The 19,845-nt window shown below is 32.9% G+C and carries 16 protein-coding genes and 1 riboswitch; of the genes, 13 read left to right on the forward strand and 3 right to left on the reverse strand.

From position 1 onward, the window contains the following. The first annotated feature begins 64 nt into the window (after positions 1-64). Positions 65-2,302, forward strand: coding sequence for a hypothetical protein (locus tag AC3QL1_RS07470; RefSeq protein WP_492496447.1), 2,238 nt, complete (start codon positions 65-67; stop codon positions 2,300-2,302). A 58-nt stretch (positions 2,303-2,360) separates the two neighbouring features. Here the strand turns inward: AC3QL1_RS07470 and AC3QL1_RS07475 are convergent, their stop codons facing one another. Continuing rightward, positions 2,361-4,151, reverse strand: a complete 1,791-nt coding sequence (locus tag AC3QL1_RS07475; protein ID WP_492496449.1) for a DUF4153 domain-containing protein — start codon at positions 4,149-4,151, stop codon at positions 2,361-2,363. 158 nt (positions 4,152-4,309) lie between these two features. Beyond that, positions 4,310-5,560, reverse strand: coding sequence for a methionine adenosyltransferase (gene metK, locus AC3QL1_RS07480; protein ID WP_492496450.1), 1,251 nt, complete (start codon positions 5,558-5,560; stop codon positions 4,310-4,312). A gap of 761 nt (positions 5,561-6,321) precedes the next feature. On the opposite strand from metK, the gene AC3QL1_RS07485 reads away from it, so the two are divergent. From AC3QL1_RS07485 to AC3QL1_RS07530, 10 genes are all read left to right on the forward strand, one after another. Then, positions 6,322-6,507, forward strand: coding sequence for a hypothetical protein (locus tag AC3QL1_RS07485; protein WP_492496452.1), 186 nt, complete (start codon positions 6,322-6,324; stop codon positions 6,505-6,507). Positions 6,508-6,578: 71 nt separating this feature from the next. Next, entirely contained in the window at positions 6,579-7,883 is a 1,305-nt protein-coding gene (locus tag AC3QL1_RS07490) for an O-acetylhomoserine aminocarboxypropyltransferase/cysteine synthase family protein (RefSeq protein WP_492496454.1), read from the forward strand. 203 nt (positions 7,884-8,086) lie between these two features. Beyond that, entirely contained in the window at positions 8,087-9,175 is a 1,089-nt protein-coding gene (locus AC3QL1_RS07495) for a homoserine dehydrogenase family protein (protein ID WP_492496455.1), read from the forward strand. A 623-nt stretch (positions 9,176-9,798) separates the two neighbouring features. Next, positions 9,799-9,999, forward strand: coding sequence for a hypothetical protein (locus AC3QL1_RS07500; protein ID WP_492496457.1), 201 nt, complete (start codon positions 9,799-9,801; stop codon positions 9,997-9,999). A 188-nt stretch (positions 10,000-10,187) separates the two neighbouring features. After that, positions 10,188-10,296, forward strand: a riboswitch (SAM riboswitch). 79 nt (positions 10,297-10,375) lie between these two features. Continuing rightward, positions 10,376-11,359 (forward strand): alpha/beta fold hydrolase, encoded by a 984-nt coding sequence (locus AC3QL1_RS07505; protein ID WP_492496459.1) that lies wholly within the window; start codon positions 10,376-10,378, stop codon positions 11,357-11,359. Position 11,360: 1 nt separating this feature from the next. Further along, entirely contained in the window at positions 11,361-13,775 is a 2,415-nt protein-coding gene (thrA, locus tag AC3QL1_RS07510) for a bifunctional aspartate kinase/homoserine dehydrogenase I (RefSeq protein WP_492496461.1), read from the forward strand. A 50-nt stretch (positions 13,776-13,825) separates the two neighbouring features. Then, the gene (locus AC3QL1_RS07515; protein ID WP_492496463.1) at positions 13,826-14,251 is read left to right on the forward strand and encodes an OsmC family protein; all 426 of its coding nucleotides are present in this window, start codon (positions 13,826-13,828) and stop codon (positions 14,249-14,251) included. Between the two features lie 109 nt (positions 14,252-14,360). Next, on the forward strand, positions 14,361-15,533 hold the full coding sequence (locus tag AC3QL1_RS07520; RefSeq protein WP_492496465.1) for a trans-sulfuration enzyme family protein: 1,173 nt from the start codon (positions 14,361-14,363) through the stop codon (positions 15,531-15,533). Positions 15,534-15,731: 198 nt separating this feature from the next. Beyond that, positions 15,732-16,238, forward strand: a complete 507-nt coding sequence (locus tag AC3QL1_RS07525) for an RDD family protein (RefSeq protein WP_492496467.1) — start codon at positions 15,732-15,734, stop codon at positions 16,236-16,238. A gap of 145 nt (positions 16,239-16,383) precedes the next feature. Further along, positions 16,384-16,794, forward strand: a complete 411-nt coding sequence (locus AC3QL1_RS07530; RefSeq protein WP_008466594.1) for an RrF2 family transcriptional regulator — start codon at positions 16,384-16,386, stop codon at positions 16,792-16,794. An 81-nt stretch (positions 16,795-16,875) separates the two neighbouring features. Here AC3QL1_RS07530 and AC3QL1_RS07535 read toward each other — a convergent pair whose 3' ends face one another. Then, entirely contained in the window at positions 16,876-17,658 is a 783-nt protein-coding gene (locus AC3QL1_RS07535; protein ID WP_492496470.1) for a sulfite exporter TauE/SafE family protein, read from the reverse strand. A gap of 308 nt (positions 17,659-17,966) precedes the next feature. Between AC3QL1_RS07535 and AC3QL1_RS07540 the strand changes: the two genes are divergently transcribed. Together AC3QL1_RS07540 and AC3QL1_RS07545 are read left to right on the forward strand one after the other, a co-directional pair. Continuing rightward, entirely contained in the window at positions 17,967-18,869 is a 903-nt protein-coding gene (locus AC3QL1_RS07540; protein ID WP_492496472.1) for a sulfite exporter TauE/SafE family protein, read from the forward strand. 26 nt (positions 18,870-18,895) lie between these two features. Next, positions 18,896-19,606: a phosphoadenylyl-sulfate reductase gene (locus AC3QL1_RS07545; RefSeq protein WP_492496474.1), complete on the forward strand. Its 711-nt coding sequence runs from the start codon at positions 18,896-18,898 to the stop codon at positions 19,604-19,606. Positions 19,607-19,845 lie beyond the last annotated feature (239 nt).

Below are 19,845 nucleotides of genomic sequence, written 5' to 3' on the forward strand. Positions count from 1 at the left end.
GTTATTTGATTTCAATAATAATCGAATATCTTTACGTGTAATATTAACAGCCAAATTTTATATTATGCGCAATTTTATATGGAGTTCCTTAGCGTTCTTTTGTTTAATATCCACTTCTTTTTCTCAAACAAAAACAATCGAAAAGGGAACTTATATTTCGACAAATAAAGGTCAGAAAATCAAATTAAATCTATTAGAAGATAATAAATACGAGTTAGTTTTTTATACTGGCGAATACAAAATCAAAGGAGATTCGCTATTATTTTTCCAGAAAGAAAAAGCTGAAAGTGCCTTTAATGTTGTTTTTAATAAAGGCAAAAAGTCAGACAAAGTCAAAATTAAGTTTATTGATCCTTCTTATTATTCCTTTTACATTGGTACACAAAAAGGTTCCGGACCGGTTGAATATCAAAAAATAACAGATATCAAAACTAAAGTTGATCCGGAATGGAAAGAAATAGATCTTGAGTTTGAAATCGAGCGAACCGATTTTTTATATTTTGTATATGAAGGATATGAAACAGAAAGTCAGCTTTCGAAATTTGCTTTGCCAAAAGATGTTTCAGAGGTTACTGTAAAGTACGAACTGGATGTTTTGGGAGATTTGAATATCTCGGGATTTCTGGATAAGAAAACAAACGAACTTAAGATTTCTGAACAGAAAGGTAAAAATCCTTTAGTTTTTGTAAACGAAAAAGAGGCTAAGTCTGAAAATAATCCTTCAAAAGTTACGCCTCTTGAAAATCAAAAAATCTCAAACTGGACGTATCCTGGAAAAGAAGCTTTAATAAAGGATGATTTTGGAACAACTGTTGTTGAGACAGATACAGCCGCGACTGCTTATCCTGCGCCTACATTTGATTTTAAATTTAAAACTGAAAAAAATCTAAAAAGCGCACTTACATCAACAAAAACAGCTAAAAACAAATTTTTAGTGATTAGTGTAGACAATAAAAATGCCAATGCTAAAGCCGATTTTGCTGCATTTTTGAAAGATATGGAAACGCAGGTTGGTTACAGTATGTATAACGGTTATGATGCTCAATATGATGTTTTTAATTATTATTTGGCTACAGCCGATGATAAAAAGTGGTTGAAGGCAAATAAAGTTTCAGATGATCCAAGCGTTGTTGTTTTAAATGGTGACGGCGATATTTTAGCAACAGCAAAATCTAGTCTATTAGATAAAAAATCAGAGTTTAATTATTACGACGGTCTTTATAAAAGTTTGCAAATAACAGATGCTTTCTATGCTTTTAAGAAAGTACAGAAAAATAAAAAGGTTACAGATGCTGATTTAGTTGCAGCTTTTTATAAAGCGGCTATCACAGAATTGCCCTATGATTATCACTACGAAGGAGATTCAACTTATACCGCAGACGTAACGTATTTTAAATATACCAAGATTGGTTTAGATAAAAAAGAGATTTCTCAAATCTGGAAAAAATTAATTGAGGCGCATCAAAAAGACACAAAACCAAACAGATATTTAGTTCAGACTATTTTGAATGAAATCAAAAATCAGGGTTTTTACAAACATTTCTTCAATGAAGACAGAGTATTAAATGATACCGATTTCCTTGCAATTGATTATTTGATCAAACATTATGATGCGATACAGCAAATGAATACAGCAAATGAACAAGGCGAAGCTATTGCATTGTATACCGGAAGTTTAAGTGCTGAAATTTCATCTTCATTGCAGCAGAATACTTATATTTCACAAGAAGGTGTTGAAGGAACTGCCAATCAAAATAAAATAAACAGCGTTTATAAAAAACTGATTTCTTCCGGAAAAGGGGATTACGATTCTTATAAAAACTATTTTACTTTTTTAACTACAGATGTTGAAAACAGCAATAATGACGCAACTCTTATAAAAGAATTTGATACTTATTTTGAAAAGTATTTGTCTACGGATAAAGGAAATGCAATTCAGCGATTAGACGAATTGTATGGAACAATTAACCCTGAATTTGAGTACAATTACGGAGGCTGGAATGCATTTAAAGATTATAATTCTAACCTCGCCAATACTGTTGCATGGCAGGTAACATTAAAACCGGAAAATGCCAGTTATATTAAAGCAGCTATCAATTGGTCTGAATACAGTTTGATTATCACTAAAAACAATCCTTATTATTTAGATACTTTGGGGCAGTTGTATTATAAAGACGGACAAAAAGAAAAAGCAATTGCAACACAAACTTTAGCGGTTAAATATTTAACTCCTGAAGTTGAAGAACAAACTGCAATGGAAATTCGTGAAACATTAACTAAAATGCAAAACGGAACTTATTAAGTTTAAAATATATCTAAAAAAGAACCCGACAAAAGTAAAATCTTGTCGGGTTCTTTTTTTATTTCTTAATGCCAACCATTATTTTTATCTGGTAGTTTTCTAAGATTTTTTTGTTGTTTTCAATCTTACCATTCGCAAGAAAATAATGTAGTAAAATCGTATATTTTGAATTCTCTATTTTTTGTTCAATTTTTTCAGGTGAATCAGAATAGTCGTTTCCAATTTTAAATTTTGAATTTGAGTTTACAAAATCATTTATTTTAAGAGGAATTATATCCTGATTAATTTGTAAATCCTGCCCGTAATCTTTTTCTATTGATTTTATGGAATAGGATAAATTATCTATAGTGATACAATTATTGCATTCAAAAGCATTGTTTTTAAATAAGGTAAAAATGAAATCATATCCATGAATGTTTTCTACACTATTCTGATTGTTTTCGTAATAATAATAATAATAACTAAAAGAATCATTTGCGTCATTTATTCGGGCATATTCAGATTGATATTCATAACCTAAGCTTTTCATAATTTGATTTATTCCCGGATCTTTGTCTTTTTTATAAAGTGCATCCAATTTTTTATTAGCATGCGGAAGCAGAACTTCAAATCCATAATTTCTTTCTAAAAAATAAACAATACTGCTTAATTCCTGCTCTTGTTCAAATGTTAGTTTTTTACCTTCGGATTTTTGAAGATAACTTTCAAAACGAGATAACTGACTGTATTTTGAAACAGAATCTGCGCTTTGAGGACCAACAATCGAAAACAATCCGGCAAGACACATACTGATAGGAATGAATTTTATTTTTGGATGTTTGTTGATTAAAAAATACGCCACAACAATTGCAAGCCAAATCGATAACAATAAAACGTAATAACGTTCGTGTGTAAATCCGTAAAGATTAATTCGGTACAAAATGGCCCAGAATAACAATAGCAATAACGGAATTAATAAAAAGTAAAACCAACGATTGAACGTTCGCATCCAGAGATTTCCGTTTTCATTTGCAATAGGATGAACCAATAAAAACGAAAGAATTCCTGTGATGGCAAAAGCTAATACAAGGTAAGAAACCCATCCGACAGGCAATGAAAGTGTCACGAGGATTTTAGCTTCGTAACAGATTAAAATCACCAGATAAAGACTTATTAGAGGCAATAAAACGTATTGTGTAAAGTTTTTAAGTCCTTTTGGGTAATTTAATTCAAGAGCAATTTCTTCCTTATCAATTTCCGGAACTCCATTTAAAAAGAAGATCGTATTGAAAATCCCGAAAATGGTGAAAAAGATATAAAGGTAAATATTGTCGTAAAAATCAAATTTGAATAGTTTTTCGATCGCTAAAATGGCCAAAGCCAAACCGCCATACAGCACAACGCTATACAGACCAGAGGTTAGGATTCTGAGGAAAAGCTGTTTGTTGAATTCCCAAAATTCTTCCTGATTGTATTTTTTTGGTAAGAATCCGGCAAACGAAACCAATAGATGTAAGGCGATATTGAGAACAAAAAACTGCTGAAATTCTGTTTGTGTTATTTTTTCGCTAAAGCTAAATACAAAAGCAACAACTAAAGATCCAAGTAATAAACTGGCAGCAAACCTTAAGATTTTCTTTTTGTCTGAACTAAGAAAAAATAAACTAACAGAAAGAAAAAGAACAAGGCAAAGCGAAGAACTCATCAAGGCTTTTTCATAAAACGCTCTGTTGGGATTATTGTACTTTATTTCATTGAGAATAATCGCAAAAACAGTTCCGATAACGGCAGTTAAAACTTCTAAAGTAAATCTGAAAACTGTTTTTTGTATCGCATTCAATACATTTTGTAACGAAGGAAGTTTACTCATTTTTGGTTTGGTTAATTTAGCATTAAAGAAAAGCAAATGCGATCTAATAACCAAATAAAAACCCCGAAGTCTATAGCATAGAAATCGGGGTAATATAAGTAAGATTAAAAAGAAATTGACCGTGAAGCCTAAGAATTAATAATCGTTTGAATTAAAAATTAAAGTCCGAATGCAGCTTTTACTTTGTCAACAAAATCAAGTTTTTCCCAGGTAAACAACTCTACAGTAACTGTTTTTGAATGTCCTCCCGGAGCAGCAAAAGTTTTCGTTACAACTTCTGGTTTACGTCCCATGTGTCCGTAAGCAGCAGTTTCGCTATAAATAGGGTTTCTTAATTTTAAACGTTGTTCAATAAAGTAAGGACGCATATCAAATAACTCTTCTACTTTTTTAGCAATTTCACCGTTGGTTAAATTTACTTTAGAAGTTCCGTAAGTTTCAATGAAAATACCCATTGGCTGAGCCACTCCGATAGCGTAAGAAACCTGTACTAAAATCTCGTCAGCAACACCTGCAGCCACTAAGTTTTTAGCGATATGACGTGTAGCATAAGCCGCACTTCTGTCTACTTTACTTGGATCTTTCCCAGAGAAAGCACCACCACCGTGAGCTCCTTTTCCACCGTAAGTATCAACAATGATTTTTCTTCCTGTTAAACCTGTATCTCCGTGAGGTCCTCCAATTACGAATTTTCCTGTTGGGTTAATATGATAGTTGATTTTATCGTTGAATAAATGTGCGTGCGTTGGGTTTTTAGCAATGATTCTTGGAATCAAAATTTCGATAACATCTTTTTTGATTTTAGCCAACATTGTAGCTTCTTCATCAAAATCATCGTGTTGAGTCGAGATTACAATCGCATCAATACGGGTTGGTTTGTTATCGTCGCTATATTCTAAAGTTACCTGAGATTTAGCATCCGGACGTAAATAAGTGATTTCTTTGTTTTCACGTCTTAAAATAGCTAACTCCTGTAATAATTTATGAGATAAATCAAGAGCCAATGGCATGTAGTTTTCAGTTTCGTTAGTTGCGTAACCAAACATCATTCCCTGATCTCCTGCACCTTGTTCTTCTGGCTTAGCTCTGTCTACACCTTGATTAATATCTGCAGATTGTTCGTGAATTGCTGATAAAATTCCACAAGAATTTGCCTCAAACATGTATTCGCTTTTTGTATATCCAATTTTACGGATTACTTCACGAGCGATTTGCTGCACATCAAGATAGGTATTCGATTTTACTTCTCCGGCCAAAATTACCTGACCAGTTGTAACTAAAGTTTCACATGCTACTTTTGAGTCAGCATCAAATGCTAAGAAGTTATCAATTAATGCATCCGAAATTTGATCTGCAACTTTGTCTGGATGCCCTTCACTAACAGATTCTGACGTAAATAAATAAGCCATAATAATTATTAAATTAAAATTAAGCGAGGAAAATAATTGCTGAAAAAGGCTAAAGGAGATTTCCTGCTTTAGCATTTTTTACTACCGAAATCAATCTTTCAGTATTCATAACGAACCATTTCATTATGAAGAGGTTGCAATCAGTTCAAATTTTTCCTCTGTATTCGCGTGCAAAAGTACAAAACCATTTTGATTTGCAAATTAAAGTTGAACATTTTTTATTTTTCTAAGCAGAAATTTAACATAATATACTAATTTGATAGGGTAATGGAAAATAAATCAATTTTTGTTTGGTGGTTTGAAAAAAAGTTCCCACATTTGCCAAACAAAACAAATAGGAAAAATGAATTTAGTAATTAAAAATATGTGTTGCATGATGCCGGAAACTTCCGCAGAGTGCACTATTGTTTAGTATCTAAATCTAAAAATAACAATAAGACCTCTGCAATCGCGGAGGTTTTTTTTTGATCTAAATTGAAAGTATAAAAAAAATTAAACATATAAGTGATATAAGAAAATATAAGTTTTGCTTAAGAATACTAAAAACTAAAATGAACTTATATCACTTATATGGTGAAACAAAAAATAAAATGAATTCAATAGTAAATAAAATGATGATGTGTTGTAAGATGTGTATGTGCATCCAGACTTGCTATTGCCGAAAGTGAAAGATAAAATCTTTGTTATAGTTAAAACTATAAGCCCTTTTGGTAAGCCATCCGAAAGGGCTTTTTTATTTCCAACAATTAAAATTAAAAATCATGAACACACTAGATATAAATACAATCGCATTTCAATATTTATTAAGAACAGATTCTCAAAAAAGTAATAATGCTGAAGAATCAACCAACGGAGCTTCACATTATAATCCGGAACACTATATGACAAGTCAAAAATCATTACTGTTTCAAATGTATGAGCTTGAAGAAGAAGAATTTTTTGTTTAACCAATTCAATATTAAGAATCAATATCAACCACAATATATACTATTAACAATATTTAAAAAACTAAGAAATCATGAGCACACAAAAATTCGCAACAAACGCATTACACGCAGGACACGACGTAACTAAAAACGGAAGCACAAGAGCAGTGCCAATTTATCAGACATCATCGTATGTTTTTAATAATGCTGATCATGCCGCTAATTTATTTGGTTTGGCCGAAGCAGGATTTATTTACACGAGATTAAATAACCCAACAAATGATGTTTTGGAGCAACGGCTTGCAGCGCTTGAAGGCGGAATCGCAGCGGTTGTTACAGCTTCCGGAGCATCGGCAATTGCAACAACTTTCCTGACTTTGCTAAAAGCGGGAGATCACATTGTGGCATCAAATAGTTTATACGGCGGAACTTATAACTTATTAAAAGTGACTTTACCTCGTTTAGGAATTACGACAACATTTGTTGATCCGGCAAGAGCAGAAAATTTCACCAAAGCAGCCAAAGAAAACACAAGAGCTTTCTTTGTAGAATCTTTGGGGAATCCAAAATTAGATGTTTTGGATTTGAAAGCAATTTCGGCGGAAGCCAAAAACTTCAAAGTGCCTTTTATTGTAGATAATACAGTGGCGACTTCGTATTTATTAAAACCAATTGAACACGGAGCGAATATTGTTATTCATTCCTTAACTAAATATATCGCCGGAAACGGAACTTCATTAGGAGGCGCCATTATCGATGCCGGAACTTTTGACTGGTCTAACGGAAAATTCCCTGAATTTACAGAACCTTCTGCAGGATATCACGGATTAGTATATCACGAAGCTTTAGGAAATGCTGCTTTTATTGCAAAAGCAAGAATTGAAGGATTGCGTGATTTTGGTTCAGCTTTGAGTCCGTTTAATGCTTTTCAAATTATTCAGGGATTGGAAACATTGCCAATCCGAATTAAAAAACACAGCGAAAATGCTTTGGCTTTAGCCGAATGGTTGGAGAAACAAGATGAGGTGGTTTGGGTAAATTATCCGGGTTTAAAAACCAATAAATATTATGATTTAGCCAAACAATATCTTCCGGAAGGACAAAGCGGCATTATCACTTTTGGATTAAAAGGCGGTTTTGATGCAGCTAAAAAAGTAGTAGACCAGACCAAACTATTCTCCTTATTGGCAAATATTGGCGACACAAAATCATTAATTATTCACCCGGCAAGTACGACGCATCAGCAATTGACAGATTCGGAACAATTGGAAACCGGAGTTTCAAAAGATTTAATCCGACTTTCTGTTGGAATTGAAGATATCGAAGATTTAATCGCCGATTTAAAAACAGTTTTTGCAAATGTGACACAATCACAATATAGCATTAATAAGAATTAGGTTTTTTTGTTTTTTGTTTGAAAAATTGCCTTTAGCAAGTGAGTTTTGCTAGAGGTGATTTTTTATGAAAAAACGCAACATATATTTTTTTACCATATAAGTAGAGACGCACAGCATTGCGTCTAAATTATGAATATTTGATACTATTTAAAGGAACTTATATCACTTATATGGTTTAATCAACCCCCAATAAATTAAAAATTATGTCAAAGCTTAAAATAAATATTATCCTTTTTGGAATTGGAAATATCGGAAGCACTTTGATTAATCAGATTATTGAAAGTCAGGATTTTTTTCTGCAAAGTAAAAACATCGATTTTCATTTTCCGATTATCACCAATTCTACCGTTGCTTTTTTCGAGAAAGAAGGCGTTGGGTATGCCTGGGAAACCAATTTTGTGCAATTGGCTGTTCCTTTTAAAGTAGAAGATATTATAGAATTTGCGAAAGAAAATGAATTCGAAAATCTAATCGCAGTTGATGCTACAGCGAGCGACGAATTAATAAGTCATTATAATACGTTGATTCAAAACGGATTCAATATTGTGGCTGTCAATAAAAAAGCGAATACGCTTCCGCTTGACCTTTATAAAGAAATAAGAGAAAATCTTAAAAAGTATGACAAAGAGTTTCTTTATGAAACTTCAGTCGATACCGGATTTCCTGTTTTGCAAACATTGAGAGATTTATATTATTCCGGAGAAAAGATAACCAAGATACGAGGTGTTTTCTCTGATAATCTGAGTTATGTTTTTAATCGGTTTTCGAATGAAGAGGCTACTTTTTCATCTGTTTTAAAAGATGCCAGTTTATTAGGATTGATGCGTTCTACCTTTAAAGAAGATTTATCCGGAAATGATACAGCCAAAAAACTACTGATTCTTACCAGAGAAATTGGGAAAGATTTTGAACTTTCGGATATTAAAATCAATCCTCTTATTACACAAGAACATTTAGAGAAAAACGGAATCCTTAATAAAGATGCCATTGATAAATCGTTTAAAATTGCAAAAATCACCCAGGCCGATAATCACGTTTTGAGGTATGTAGGTGAATTTGATGTTGTAAAAAACACCTTAGAGGTAAAATTAATTTCAGAACCGGCAACAACTGCCATCGGACAATTAAAAGGTTCGGATACGATTTTCGAAATTTATACACAATCTTATGCAGATGTTCCTATCGTAATTCAAAGTGCTTCGGCTTGTAAACAGGCAATTTCAAGGGGAATTATAACTGACATTTTGAAAGTGGCTGAAAAAATTAAAAATAAAGAAGCAGTCTGGCTTTAATGCCGAATTGAAAAAAAACTTTAAAATGTTCTTTGATAAACTGATTTGTGGAAATAATAAGATGTATAGCAACTATTTGTAAGTTTTTACCTTGTTTTTGTGTAACAAAAAATTTGTAAGATGTTTTATATCGCGAAAAAGTAATTTTTTGTCGGATTTTCGTATTAATTTATTGTTTTTTATTTGCGTAATTAAAATAATATTCCCATATTTGTTAAACCCAAAAGCTACTGAATCAATGCACTTAAATATCTATAAAATGTTTTGCGCCGTTTCGGATAAAACCGTTGGGAAGACTTTTGCTTAAATTGTAAGAATACAATAAAAATATATGCAAAAGCCTCTCAATAATTTTTGGAGGCTTTTTAATTTTATAAGAAAATGCAAGAATTTAAAATAATAAATAAATCACAGATGAATAAATCCCTACAGATGAACAAGATGTTCTCTGTCGCATCTATTTGCGTGCGCGTCTGTTGATACTAAAAGTATATGAGTTTGAAAAACTTAAACCCTTTTGGTATTCCGTTCCAGAAGGGTTTTTTTATTTCATTCTGTAGGCTTAACAAAAGAATAAACGAATAATAAAGATAAATACACAACACAAACTAAAACTTAATATCATGAGCACATTAAACTACATCAGCAAAACAATTTCAACATTGAAAAACAGAACTAAAAGAAACAATCCGCCGCCGCCGAAAAACGAATTGATTCATCCAAGATTTGGAATAAATGAAACGGATATAAAAGAAGAGAAAAAAGAACCAAATTCTTTATTGTTTTTGATGTACTCAAAAGAAAATGAAACGCTTTTTATTTAAATCGAAAAGCATCATAAAATAGGGGATAACCTGCTTAATTTTACTGGGCAAATCGTTCGGTAATTTTTTGCGTACAACAGTTTTAGTTTGAATTATCTTTAAGAAATTGAGCAATCAGTTTCGATAAAATTTGTTTGTTTAAGAAATTAGTAGTTAATTTGCACCTTTAAGTTCAAAAACGTATTGAAATGTTATAAAGAAAGGACGAGGGATTAGACCCGATGAATCCTTAGCAACCCTTCGGTAAAGCGAAGAAGGTGCTGCATTCTACCACGCCCAAACGTGGAAAGATAACAACAAGAATTTTTCTAGTTTCATACTAGTTTTTTCTTTCTAATATTTCCAGATACAAATCAATAATACAACAGATTTGAAATTGGAAAATATACCAAACCCTTTTACCATACAAAATTTCACCACCGAAAATGGTGCACTTTACCGTTCGTTACCTTTAAGCTTTACCGTTTCTGGTTTGCCATTGCATAGCGCTCCTATTGTTTTGGTAAATCACGCCTTGACAGGAAATGCTCAGGTTACCGGCGAAAACGGCTGGTGGAGCGATTTAATTGGCGAAGGAAAAACAATTGATACCGATAAATATACCGTTCTTGCATTCAATGTTCCGGGCAACGGGACAGATTCTTTTATTATAGAAAACTACCAGGATTTTACAACCAGAGATATTGCCAGAATTTTTATCGAAGGACTTGATGCTTTAAATATAGAGCAGGTTCATAGTATTATTGGCGGTTCTGTTGGTGGTGGAATTGCCTGGGAAATGCTGGCTCTAAAACCAGACATCACTCAAAACTTAATACCAATTGCAGCCGACTGGAAATCGACAGACTGGATGATTGCCAATTGTTTTTTACAAGAACAAATTCTGAACAATTCATCAAGACCAATCGAAGACGCCAGAATTCACGCCATGTTGTGTTACAGATCTCCGGAATCATTCAAAGAAAAATTTCAACGTACTGTCAATGAAAATCTTTCTGTTTTTAACATAGAAAGCTGGTTGGCACATCACGGAGATAAATTGCAGAAAAGATATCAGTTGGCTTCATATAAATTAATGAACCAATTGCTTAAAACCATAGATATTACCAGAAACAGTGAGAGTTTCGAAGCTTTAATATCAAAAACAAACGCCACAATTCATATTATCGGAATCAATTCTGATTTATTTTTTACGGCAAAAGAAAATAGAGAAACTTATCAGGATTTAAAAAAGTTCAAAGACAATGTTTTTTATAACGAAATAGATTCAGTTCACGGACATGACGCTTTTTTAATCGAGTACAAACAATTAGATCATTTACTTGCCGATATTTTTAAGGCAGAAACAATAGCAAAATAAAATGAAAGTATTAAAATTTGGAGGTAAATCATTATCAAACGGGGAAGGACTTAACAAAGTTGTCTCAATTATTTCAGATAAAGTAAATCAGGGTGAGCAAATTGCCGTTGTAGTTTCTGCCCGTGGAGACGCTACAGATGAATTGGATTATATTTTAAAAATTGCCGCCAAAAACGGAAATTATAAACCCTTATTCGAAAATTTTAAAATCTATCAGATTTCAGATTATCCACAAGTTGATTTATCTGAAGAATTTACAATTTTAGAAAAACTTTTTGAAGGTGTAAGCTTAATTGGCGATTACAGTAATAAAATCAAAGATCAGATTTTGTCTAAAGGCGAATTGCTTTCGGCTAAATTACTGACTTCTATTTTGAAAGAAAAAGGAATTCCGGCCAACTTTGTTGATGCAAGAGAATTGCTAAAAACGGATTCTAAATTTGGTGATGCACAGCCATTGGAACAGCTTTCGAAGAAAAATGTAGTTAATTATTTTAAAGAACATAACGGTTCTACAGTAAATATTGTAACGGGTTTTATTGGTTCAAACAACAATAACGACACCACAACTTTAGGAAGAAATGGAAGTAATTACACCGCTTCGTTAATTGCTAATTATTTGAATGCCGAAGAATTACAAAACTTCACCCACGTTGACGGAATTTACACTGCAAATCCTGATTTGGTTGCCGATGCTAAAAAAATCGAATTTCTTTCGTTTAATGAAGCCAACGAATTAGCAAATTTCGGTGCGACAATTCTGCATGCAAAAACGATTATTCCTTTGTTGGAAAAAAATATTCCGCTTCGTATTTTAAATACATTCAATCATGAAAATCGCGGAACTTTAATTACTTCAGATTCTACAAAAGAAGGAATCAAAACACTTTCTGTTTTAGAAAATGTTTCTCTTGTAAATCTTGAAGGTCGTGGATTACTTGGAAAAGCCGGTGTTGATGCCCGTATTTTTAAAGTAATGGGCGATCATAATATCAGCGTAAGCATTATTTCGCAAGGTTCTTCAGAAAGAGGAATTGGACTTGTTGTAGCGACTGATAAAGCGACATTGGCAATGGTTGAATTAGAAAAAGAGTTCGAAAACGACTTTTATTCTAAAGATGTAAACCAGATTACAGTAACAGATAATGTGTCGGTAATTTCAATTATTGGTCAGGATTTGAGCACTTTCCATAAACCTTATACAGCATTAATTAAAAATAAAATTGTTCCGATACTGTTTAACAACACCGTTACGGGTAAAAACGTGAGTTTGGTTGTTAAGAAATCAGAACTGAATAAAGCCTTAAACGTAATTCACGGAGAGATTTTCGGAGTTTCTAAAAAAATCAACATTGCTATTATTGGTCACGGTTTAGTGGGTGGAACGTTAATCAACCAGATTTTAGAATCGGCTGCAGCCATCGAAAAAAGAAAAGACGTTAAGCTGAATGTTTTTGCTATCGCCAATTCTAAAAAATTACTTTTAAATAAAAATGGCGTAACTTCAAACTGGAAAACAGATATTGAAAAAGAAGGTCTTGCGTATACAATTCAGGACATTATCCTTTATGCAAACCAACATCATTTAGAAAACTTAATTGCGATCGATAATACGGCAAGTGCTTCATTCGTAGAAAATTATATTCCGTTTGTAGAAAGCAGTTTCGATTTGATTTCTTCTAACAAAGTAGCCAATACATTAAGTTATGGTTTCTATAAAGAACTAAGAAAAGCTTTAGCAGAAAATCAAAAGAATTATTTATACGAAACCAATGTTGGCGCAGGTTTGCCATTAATTGATACCATAAAATTATTACACCTTTCTGGTGAAAATATCACGAAAATAAAAGGCGTTTTCTCCGGAACATTGAGTTATTTATTCAATAATTTTTCAGCAAAAGATGTTCCGTTTAGCGAAATTTTGAAAGAAGCAATCGATAACGGATACACAGAACCGGATCCACGTGAGGATTTATGCGGAAATGATGTGGGAAGAAAATTATTGATTTTAGCGAGAGAATTGGATTTGCAGAATGAGTTTGAAGAAATCTCAATTCAAAATTTAATTCCAGAACATTTGCGTGAAGGAAACGTATCTGATTTCTTAACGAAACTAAAAGAATTCGACCCAATTTACGAGAAAATAAAAGCCGATCAAAAACCAAATCACGTATTAAGATACATTGGTGAATTGTCTGGAGATTTGCAAAATGACAAAGGAAATCTGGAAGTAAAATTAGTTTCTGTTCCTTCAGACACCGCTTTGGGCGGATTAAAAGGATCTGATTCTTTCTTCGAAATTTATACAGAATCTTATGGCGATCGTCCAATCGTAATTCAGGGAGCCGGTGCAGGTTCTGCGGTAACAGCGAGAGGAGTTTTTGGTGATATTTTGAGATTATCGGATAAAGGCTAATAGATTTTAGATTTCTGAATTCAAACAAAAAACAAAAAAATAACAACACAATGAAAGTAACCCTAAACAGAGTAAACGATGCGTTTCATTTTAAACTCAAAAATGAACGCGGTCATGTAGTCGACGTCGATAGCCGCGCAGAATTTGGCGGAAGCGATTTAGGTGCAAGTCCGATGGAATTAGTTTTAATGGGTGTTGCCGGATGCAGCGCCATTGATATGATTTCAATTTTGAAGAAACAGCGTCAGGAAATAACATCTTTTAATGCTGAGGTTGAAGGCGAGCGTGTTCAGGTTGATGAAGCAAAACCTTTTAAGGAAATCAATGTAGTTTTTTATTTAGAAGGCGATATTATTCCTGAAAAAGCACAGCGTGCAGCACAGCTTTCTTTTGAGAAATATTGCTCAGTTGCCAAAACAGTTGAACCAACAGCAACCATCAAATATAAAGTTGTACTAAACAACGAACAATTGTAGAATTAGAAAATTAGTCAATTGGAGAATTAGATAATTCTTTATTGCTCTTAAATTAATGAAAGGTTATTTCGTGAACTCTGCGAAACAACTCTTTTAAACAAACAACACAATGAATAAAGAAGAATTTGGTTTTGAAACACAAGCCATACGCACACATTTAGAAAAAACACAATTTCAGGAACATTCAACTCCTTTGTATTTATCATCAAGTTTTGTATTTGAAGATGCAGAGGATATGAGAGCGTCTTTCACAGAAGAAAAAGTCCGCAATATTTATTCCCGTTTTAGCAATCCAAATACAACAGAGTTTGTAGATAAGGTTTGCGCCATGGAAGGTGCCGAAGCAGGCTATGCTTTTGCAACAGGAATGGCTGCTATATATTCTACTTTTGCCGCATTGCTGGATTCAGGCGATCATATTGTGTCTGCCGGAAGTGTTTTTGGATCTACTCACGCATTGTTTATGACGTATTTTCCAAAATGGAATATTGAAACAACCTATTTTGATATTAATAAACCGGAAACAATAGAAAGTTTTATTAAGCCAAACACAAAAATTTTATATGCTGAAACACCAACAAATCCTGGTGTAGATGTAGTTGATTTGGAATTGTTGGGCCAAATTGCAAAAAAACACAATCTGATTTTAATAATTGACAACTGTTTTGCTACGCCATACATTCAGCAGCCTATTAAATACGGTGCGCATATCGTAATTCATTCGGCAACAAAATTAATTGACGGCCAGGGTCGTGTTTTGGGTGGAGTTGCAGTTGGAGAGGCTGAATTAATTCGTAAAATATATTTATTTTCAAGAAACACAGGACCGGCAATGTCACCATTTAATGCTTGGGTATTGTCAAAAAGTTTAGAAACTCTGGCTGTTCGTGTTGATAAACATTGTGAAAACGCTTTAAAAGTAGCTGAGTTTTTAGAAAGTCACCCAAATGTAGAGAGCGTGAAATATCCGTTTTTAAAATCGCATCCAAAATACGAAGTTGCTAAAAAGCAAATGCTTTTGGGCGGAAATATTATTGCAATTGAAATTAAAGGCGGTATCGAAGCAGGAAGAAAATTTTTAGATAAAATTAAATTATGCTCACTTTCGGCAAATATTGGAGACGTAAAAACAATTGTGACCCATCCTGCATCAACAACACACAGCAAATTATCTGTTGAAGAAAAACTTGCAGTTGGAATTACAGAAGGTTTAGTGCGTGTTTCTGTAGGTTTAGAAACTGTTAAAGATATAATTGCTGATTTAGATCAGGCGCTTTCTTAAATAATTTTAGAGTTTAGATTTCTGATTTTAGATTATTAGAAATCGATAATTCACTATATAAATAACGATTTTTTGACTGTAATTCTATTACTGTTAAAAATCGTTATTCTATTTTATAATTGTTTGGGTAAAAAGTATATTTTTGTTTGGATTAAAATTTAAATCTTATTAATAATCATAAACTAAAACCAACCAAACATGAGTAACTCTACTTACATTCTTGATGAATCATTATTAGCTTCTAAGGGAAGCCGTATTCTAAATTATATTTTAGATATTATTTTTATCATGGTCTTAATATTTGCTTTAGCTTTCGTATTGGCCATTTTAGCAAATCTTTTGCAATGGAACGGAATATTACTTTGGTTAAGTGACATGAGTGACCTTAGCGGACAAGTAGTTTTTATTGGTGTTACAATTTTTTACTATACAATTACAGAAGGATTTTTAGGAAGATCATTAGGAAAACTTATTACAGGCACAATCGTAGTAGATGAAAATGGCGAAAAACCAGATTTTGGAACTATTTTGAAAAGAAGTTTATGTCGTTTAATTCCATTTGAAGCTTTTTCTTTTTTAGGAAGCTCAGGAAGAGGCTGGCATGACACAATATCGGATACCTATGTAGTTAATAAAAAAGATTTAGCAGAAAATGTGAAAACTTTTCATGAATTCAATTTAATTGGAGTAAATGATGCAAATTAGTTAAACTATACTAATTTGGTAGAATTTAAATTGAATGTGTTATTTTTCTCGTTTAAAAAGCTTATTTTTGTTGCAGAAAAATAGGCAGTCGGTTAATTTTAGATAAAAATCTAAAAGCTGCGTTCTTAAATCTAAAATTATATAAGTGCTTTCAAAGAAAACAAAATACGGAATTAAAGCGTTAACATATTTAGCCAGGCGAGAAAATAATGAACCTGTACAAATTGCCGAAATAGCGAAAAGCGAACATATTTCGATTAAATTTCTCGAAAGTATTTTATTATTGCTGCGAAACTCAGGATTTCTGGGAGCAAAAAAAGGAAAAGGCGGAGGTTATTATCTCATAAAAGATCCGAAAGATATTAGCATGGCCAAAGTGTATCGCATTCTTGAAGGTCCGATTGCATTGCTTCCTTGCGCAAGTCATAATTTCTACGAAAGATGTGACGATTGCGATGATGAATCAACCTGTGCTGCAAGACGCTTAATGACAGAAGTTCGTGATAACACACTTAAAATTCTTGAAAGTAATTCATTAGCAGATATTGCATTTTAATCAATTCTGTTCTAAAATAATAAAAAGCCTTTTCGTAACTGAAAAGGCCTTTTTATTTATAGAATAATTGAAATTTTTAGTTTAAAAAATCAATTTATATCCGGCTATAAAAAGCATTATTGCAATTGCATTTCTAAGAAATAAATCAGGCACTTTTCCGCTTAACATACTTCCTATAAAAATCCCGGGAATAGATCCCAATAACAATTGACCTAATAGAACCAAATCTAAATTCCCCATTGAAGCATGTCCAATTCCGGCGACAAGCGTTAACGGAACAGCGTGAGCAATTTCAGTTCCAACCAAACGCGGCGTTGGTAAAAGCGGATAAAGAAAAAATAAAGTAACCGTTCCTAAAGCTCCGGCACCGATAGAAGTTAGGGTTACAGTTGCGCCCAATAAAACGCCAATTCCAATTGTGAGCATGTTTTGCGTATGGCTTTCGCTATGAAATTTGTCTCCGGCATGTTTTTGCGAAAAAACCAATAATCTCTTTTTAAACAAAATCGCAACTGATGTAAAAAGCAATGCCCAGCCCAAACTGTATTTTATTACAGCATTTATGGTCGAGATATCTGTTTTTATGCTGTTTAATATCCATAAAGTCAATAGTGCAGCAGGAACGCTTCCTAAAGTAAGCCACCCTGTAATAGGCCAATTGATATTGCCTTTTTTATGATGCACAAATACGCCTCCCATTTTAGTAAAAGATGCATAAAGCAAGTCAGTACCAACTGCAGTTGTCGGTGGAATACCAAACCACAATAAAATTGGAGTCATTAACGAACCGCCTCCAACACCGGTTAAACCAACCACAAAACCAACGAGCAAACCTGCAACTACAAGACCTATCTGAAAATCCATAATAAAAATTTGGCGTAAAAATAAAAACAATTTTATAATTATCCTATGGAAATGGTAGACTTTAAAATCTATTTTAAGAACCAAATATTTATACTTGGTTTATTGTTGAAATACATTGCAATATCCCTTTATTTGTTAAATTAATTTGTTGACGCTTTAAATATTTCGTTATAGTGTAATTAATGGACTGTTAGGGGCTTAAAAAAATAAAAATATTGTTTTGATATTTAGAAATAAGTAGTATTTTTGCAATGTAATCTACTAAGCCGATAGGGTAATAGGTTTTAAATAAAAAAAGACATAGAAATATGGAAAAAGAGCTGAAAATAAATAGTGTTGATATAAAGTCTGAAACTTCGATAAAAGAAAAGTTATGGGTTATAATACCGGTTCTTTTACTTGTTGGGTTGTTAAGTACTTTGATATACAATCATTATGCTGAATTTTCATGGAACGGTTTTGTTTCAGGATTTAATCAGGAGTTTTTAATTTTTTTCCTTATCGGTATTTTTGCTCAATTAGTAGATGGTACATTAGGAATGGGTTACGGAGCAACTTCAACTTCTTTCTTATTGGCTTACGGAGTTCCGCCGGTTGTGAGTAGTACTGCGGTTCACGTCTCTGAAATGTTTACAACAGGAGCATCGGCATTATCTCATCATCGTTTTGGGAATATCAATAAAAAGCTGGTAAAACATTTGTTGATTCCAGGTGTTTTAGGTTCGATTACAGGGGCTTATTTATTATCAGATGTGATTAATGGAGAAGTTATCAAGCCATTTATTGCAGTTTACATGATTATTTTGGCGGTTATTATTATCAAAAAAGCACTGAAAAAAACAATTATAAAGAAGAAAACAAAAAAATTAAGTGTTTTGGCAGTCTTTGGAGGTTTTATGGATTCAGTTGGCGGCGGTGGCTGGGGACCAATCGTAACATCTACATTGTTAGGAAGAGGAAGAAATCCACGTTATACTATTGGTTCTGTAAACGCTGCAGAGTTTGCGATTTCATTTGCAAGCGGAATTACTTTCATGCTTTTTGGAGGAATTCATGGTTGGCAGGTTATTATAGGTTTGATTTTAGGAGGAGTAATTGCAGCGCCTCTTGGAGCTTTTCTGGTAAATAAAATCAAGAGAAAACCAATGATGATTGCGGTTGGAATTTTAATTATATTATTGAGTTTAAAAACATTATCTAAATTATTGTAATCGATTTTTTAGGAAGGAAAGAGAATATGAGTGCGACAATTATACAATCATTATTAGATAAAACAAAGGATTTTTCGCTTGACGAAACATTAGCTTTTTTAGCAAATGAGTTTCCGGGAAAAGTAATTTTTTCCACATCTTTTGGTCAGGAAGATCAGGTAATTACAGATTTTATTGCAAAAAGTAATCAGAACATTACCATTTTTACCTTAGATACCGGAAGATTATTTCAGGAAACTTACGATGTTTTTCATAAGACATTAAAAAAATACAAGAAACCAATTGAGGTTTATTTTCCGGAAGCAACAGCTGTAGAAAGTTTACTGCAGCAAAAAGGACCAAACAGCTTTTATGATTCGGTTGAAAATAGAAAAGAGTGCTGTTTTATTCGAAAAGTGGTTCCGTTACGAAAAGCTTTGGCAGGAAATTCAGTTTGGATTACAGGTTTAAGAGCAGAACAATCTGAAAACAGACAAGATTTGAATTTGTTTGAATACGATGGAGGTTTCGAAATCATCAAATTCAATCCGTTATTAAAATGGTCTTTAGAAGAAGTTGAAGCCTATTTATCAGAAAACAATGTTCCTCAAAATGCTTTGCACAAACAAGGTTTCGTAAGTATAGGATGTGCGCCATGTACACGTGCAATTTTCCCCGGAGAAGATATTAGAGCCGGAAGATGGTGGTGGGAATCAAGCCATAAAGAGTGTGGTTTGCACAGCGCTAAGAAAGAATAAAGAGGCAAGAAAATAGAATAAAGAGTAGAGAGAATAGAATATGGATTTAAGTTCCGGAGGAACGATTTATATTGTAGCGTCGGGTTTTAACCCGATGGAGCAGAAAGAACAAATTTATATTGTAGCGTGGGGTTTTACCCAATGAAAAAGAACAAGAGAACAGAATAAATAGTGGAAAGTTTTAGAGTAACTCACAAACTTAAAACCTAAAACTTGAAACTAAAAAATATCAAACAAAA

It is taken from the genome of Flavobacterium sp. GW823-FHT04A11, from assembly GCF_058796535.1.

Coding starts and splice junctions, on each gene's coding strand:
- AC3QL1_RS07470 (WP_492496447.1), top strand. CDS start 65: ATGCGCAATTTTATATGGAGTTCCTTAGCGTTCTTTTGTTTAATATCC.
- AC3QL1_RS07475 (WP_492496449.1), bottom strand. CDS start 4,151: ATGAGTAAACTTCCTTCGTTACAAAATGTATTGAATGCGATACAAAAA.
- metK (WP_492496450.1), bottom strand. CDS start 5,560: ATGGCTTATTTATTTACGTCAGAATCTGTTAGTGAAGGGCATCCAGAC.
- AC3QL1_RS07485 (WP_492496452.1), top strand. CDS start 6,322: ATGAACACACTAGATATAAATACAATCGCATTTCAATATTTATTAAGA.
- AC3QL1_RS07490 (WP_492496454.1), top strand. CDS start 6,579: ATGAGCACACAAAAATTCGCAACAAACGCATTACACGCAGGACACGAC.
- AC3QL1_RS07495 (WP_492496455.1), top strand. CDS start 8,087: ATGTCAAAGCTTAAAATAAATATTATCCTTTTTGGAATTGGAAATATC.
- AC3QL1_RS07500 (WP_492496457.1), top strand. CDS start 9,799: ATGAGCACATTAAACTACATCAGCAAAACAATTTCAACATTGAAAAAC.
- thrA (WP_492496461.1), top strand. CDS start 11,361: ATGAAAGTATTAAAATTTGGAGGTAAATCATTATCAAACGGGGAAGGA.
- AC3QL1_RS07515 (WP_492496463.1), top strand. CDS start 13,826: ATGAAAGTAACCCTAAACAGAGTAAACGATGCGTTTCATTTTAAACTC.
- AC3QL1_RS07520 (WP_492496465.1), top strand. CDS start 14,361: ATGAATAAAGAAGAATTTGGTTTTGAAACACAAGCCATACGCACACAT.
- AC3QL1_RS07525 (WP_492496467.1), top strand. CDS start 15,732: ATGAGTAACTCTACTTACATTCTTGATGAATCATTATTAGCTTCTAAG.
- AC3QL1_RS07535 (WP_492496470.1), bottom strand. CDS start 17,658: ATGGATTTTCAGATAGGTCTTGTAGTTGCAGGTTTGCTCGTTGGTTTT.
- AC3QL1_RS07540 (WP_492496472.1), top strand. CDS start 17,967: ATGGAAAAAGAGCTGAAAATAAATAGTGTTGATATAAAGTCTGAAACT.
- AC3QL1_RS07545 (WP_492496474.1), top strand. CDS start 18,896: ATGAGTGCGACAATTATACAATCATTATTAGATAAAACAAAGGATTTT.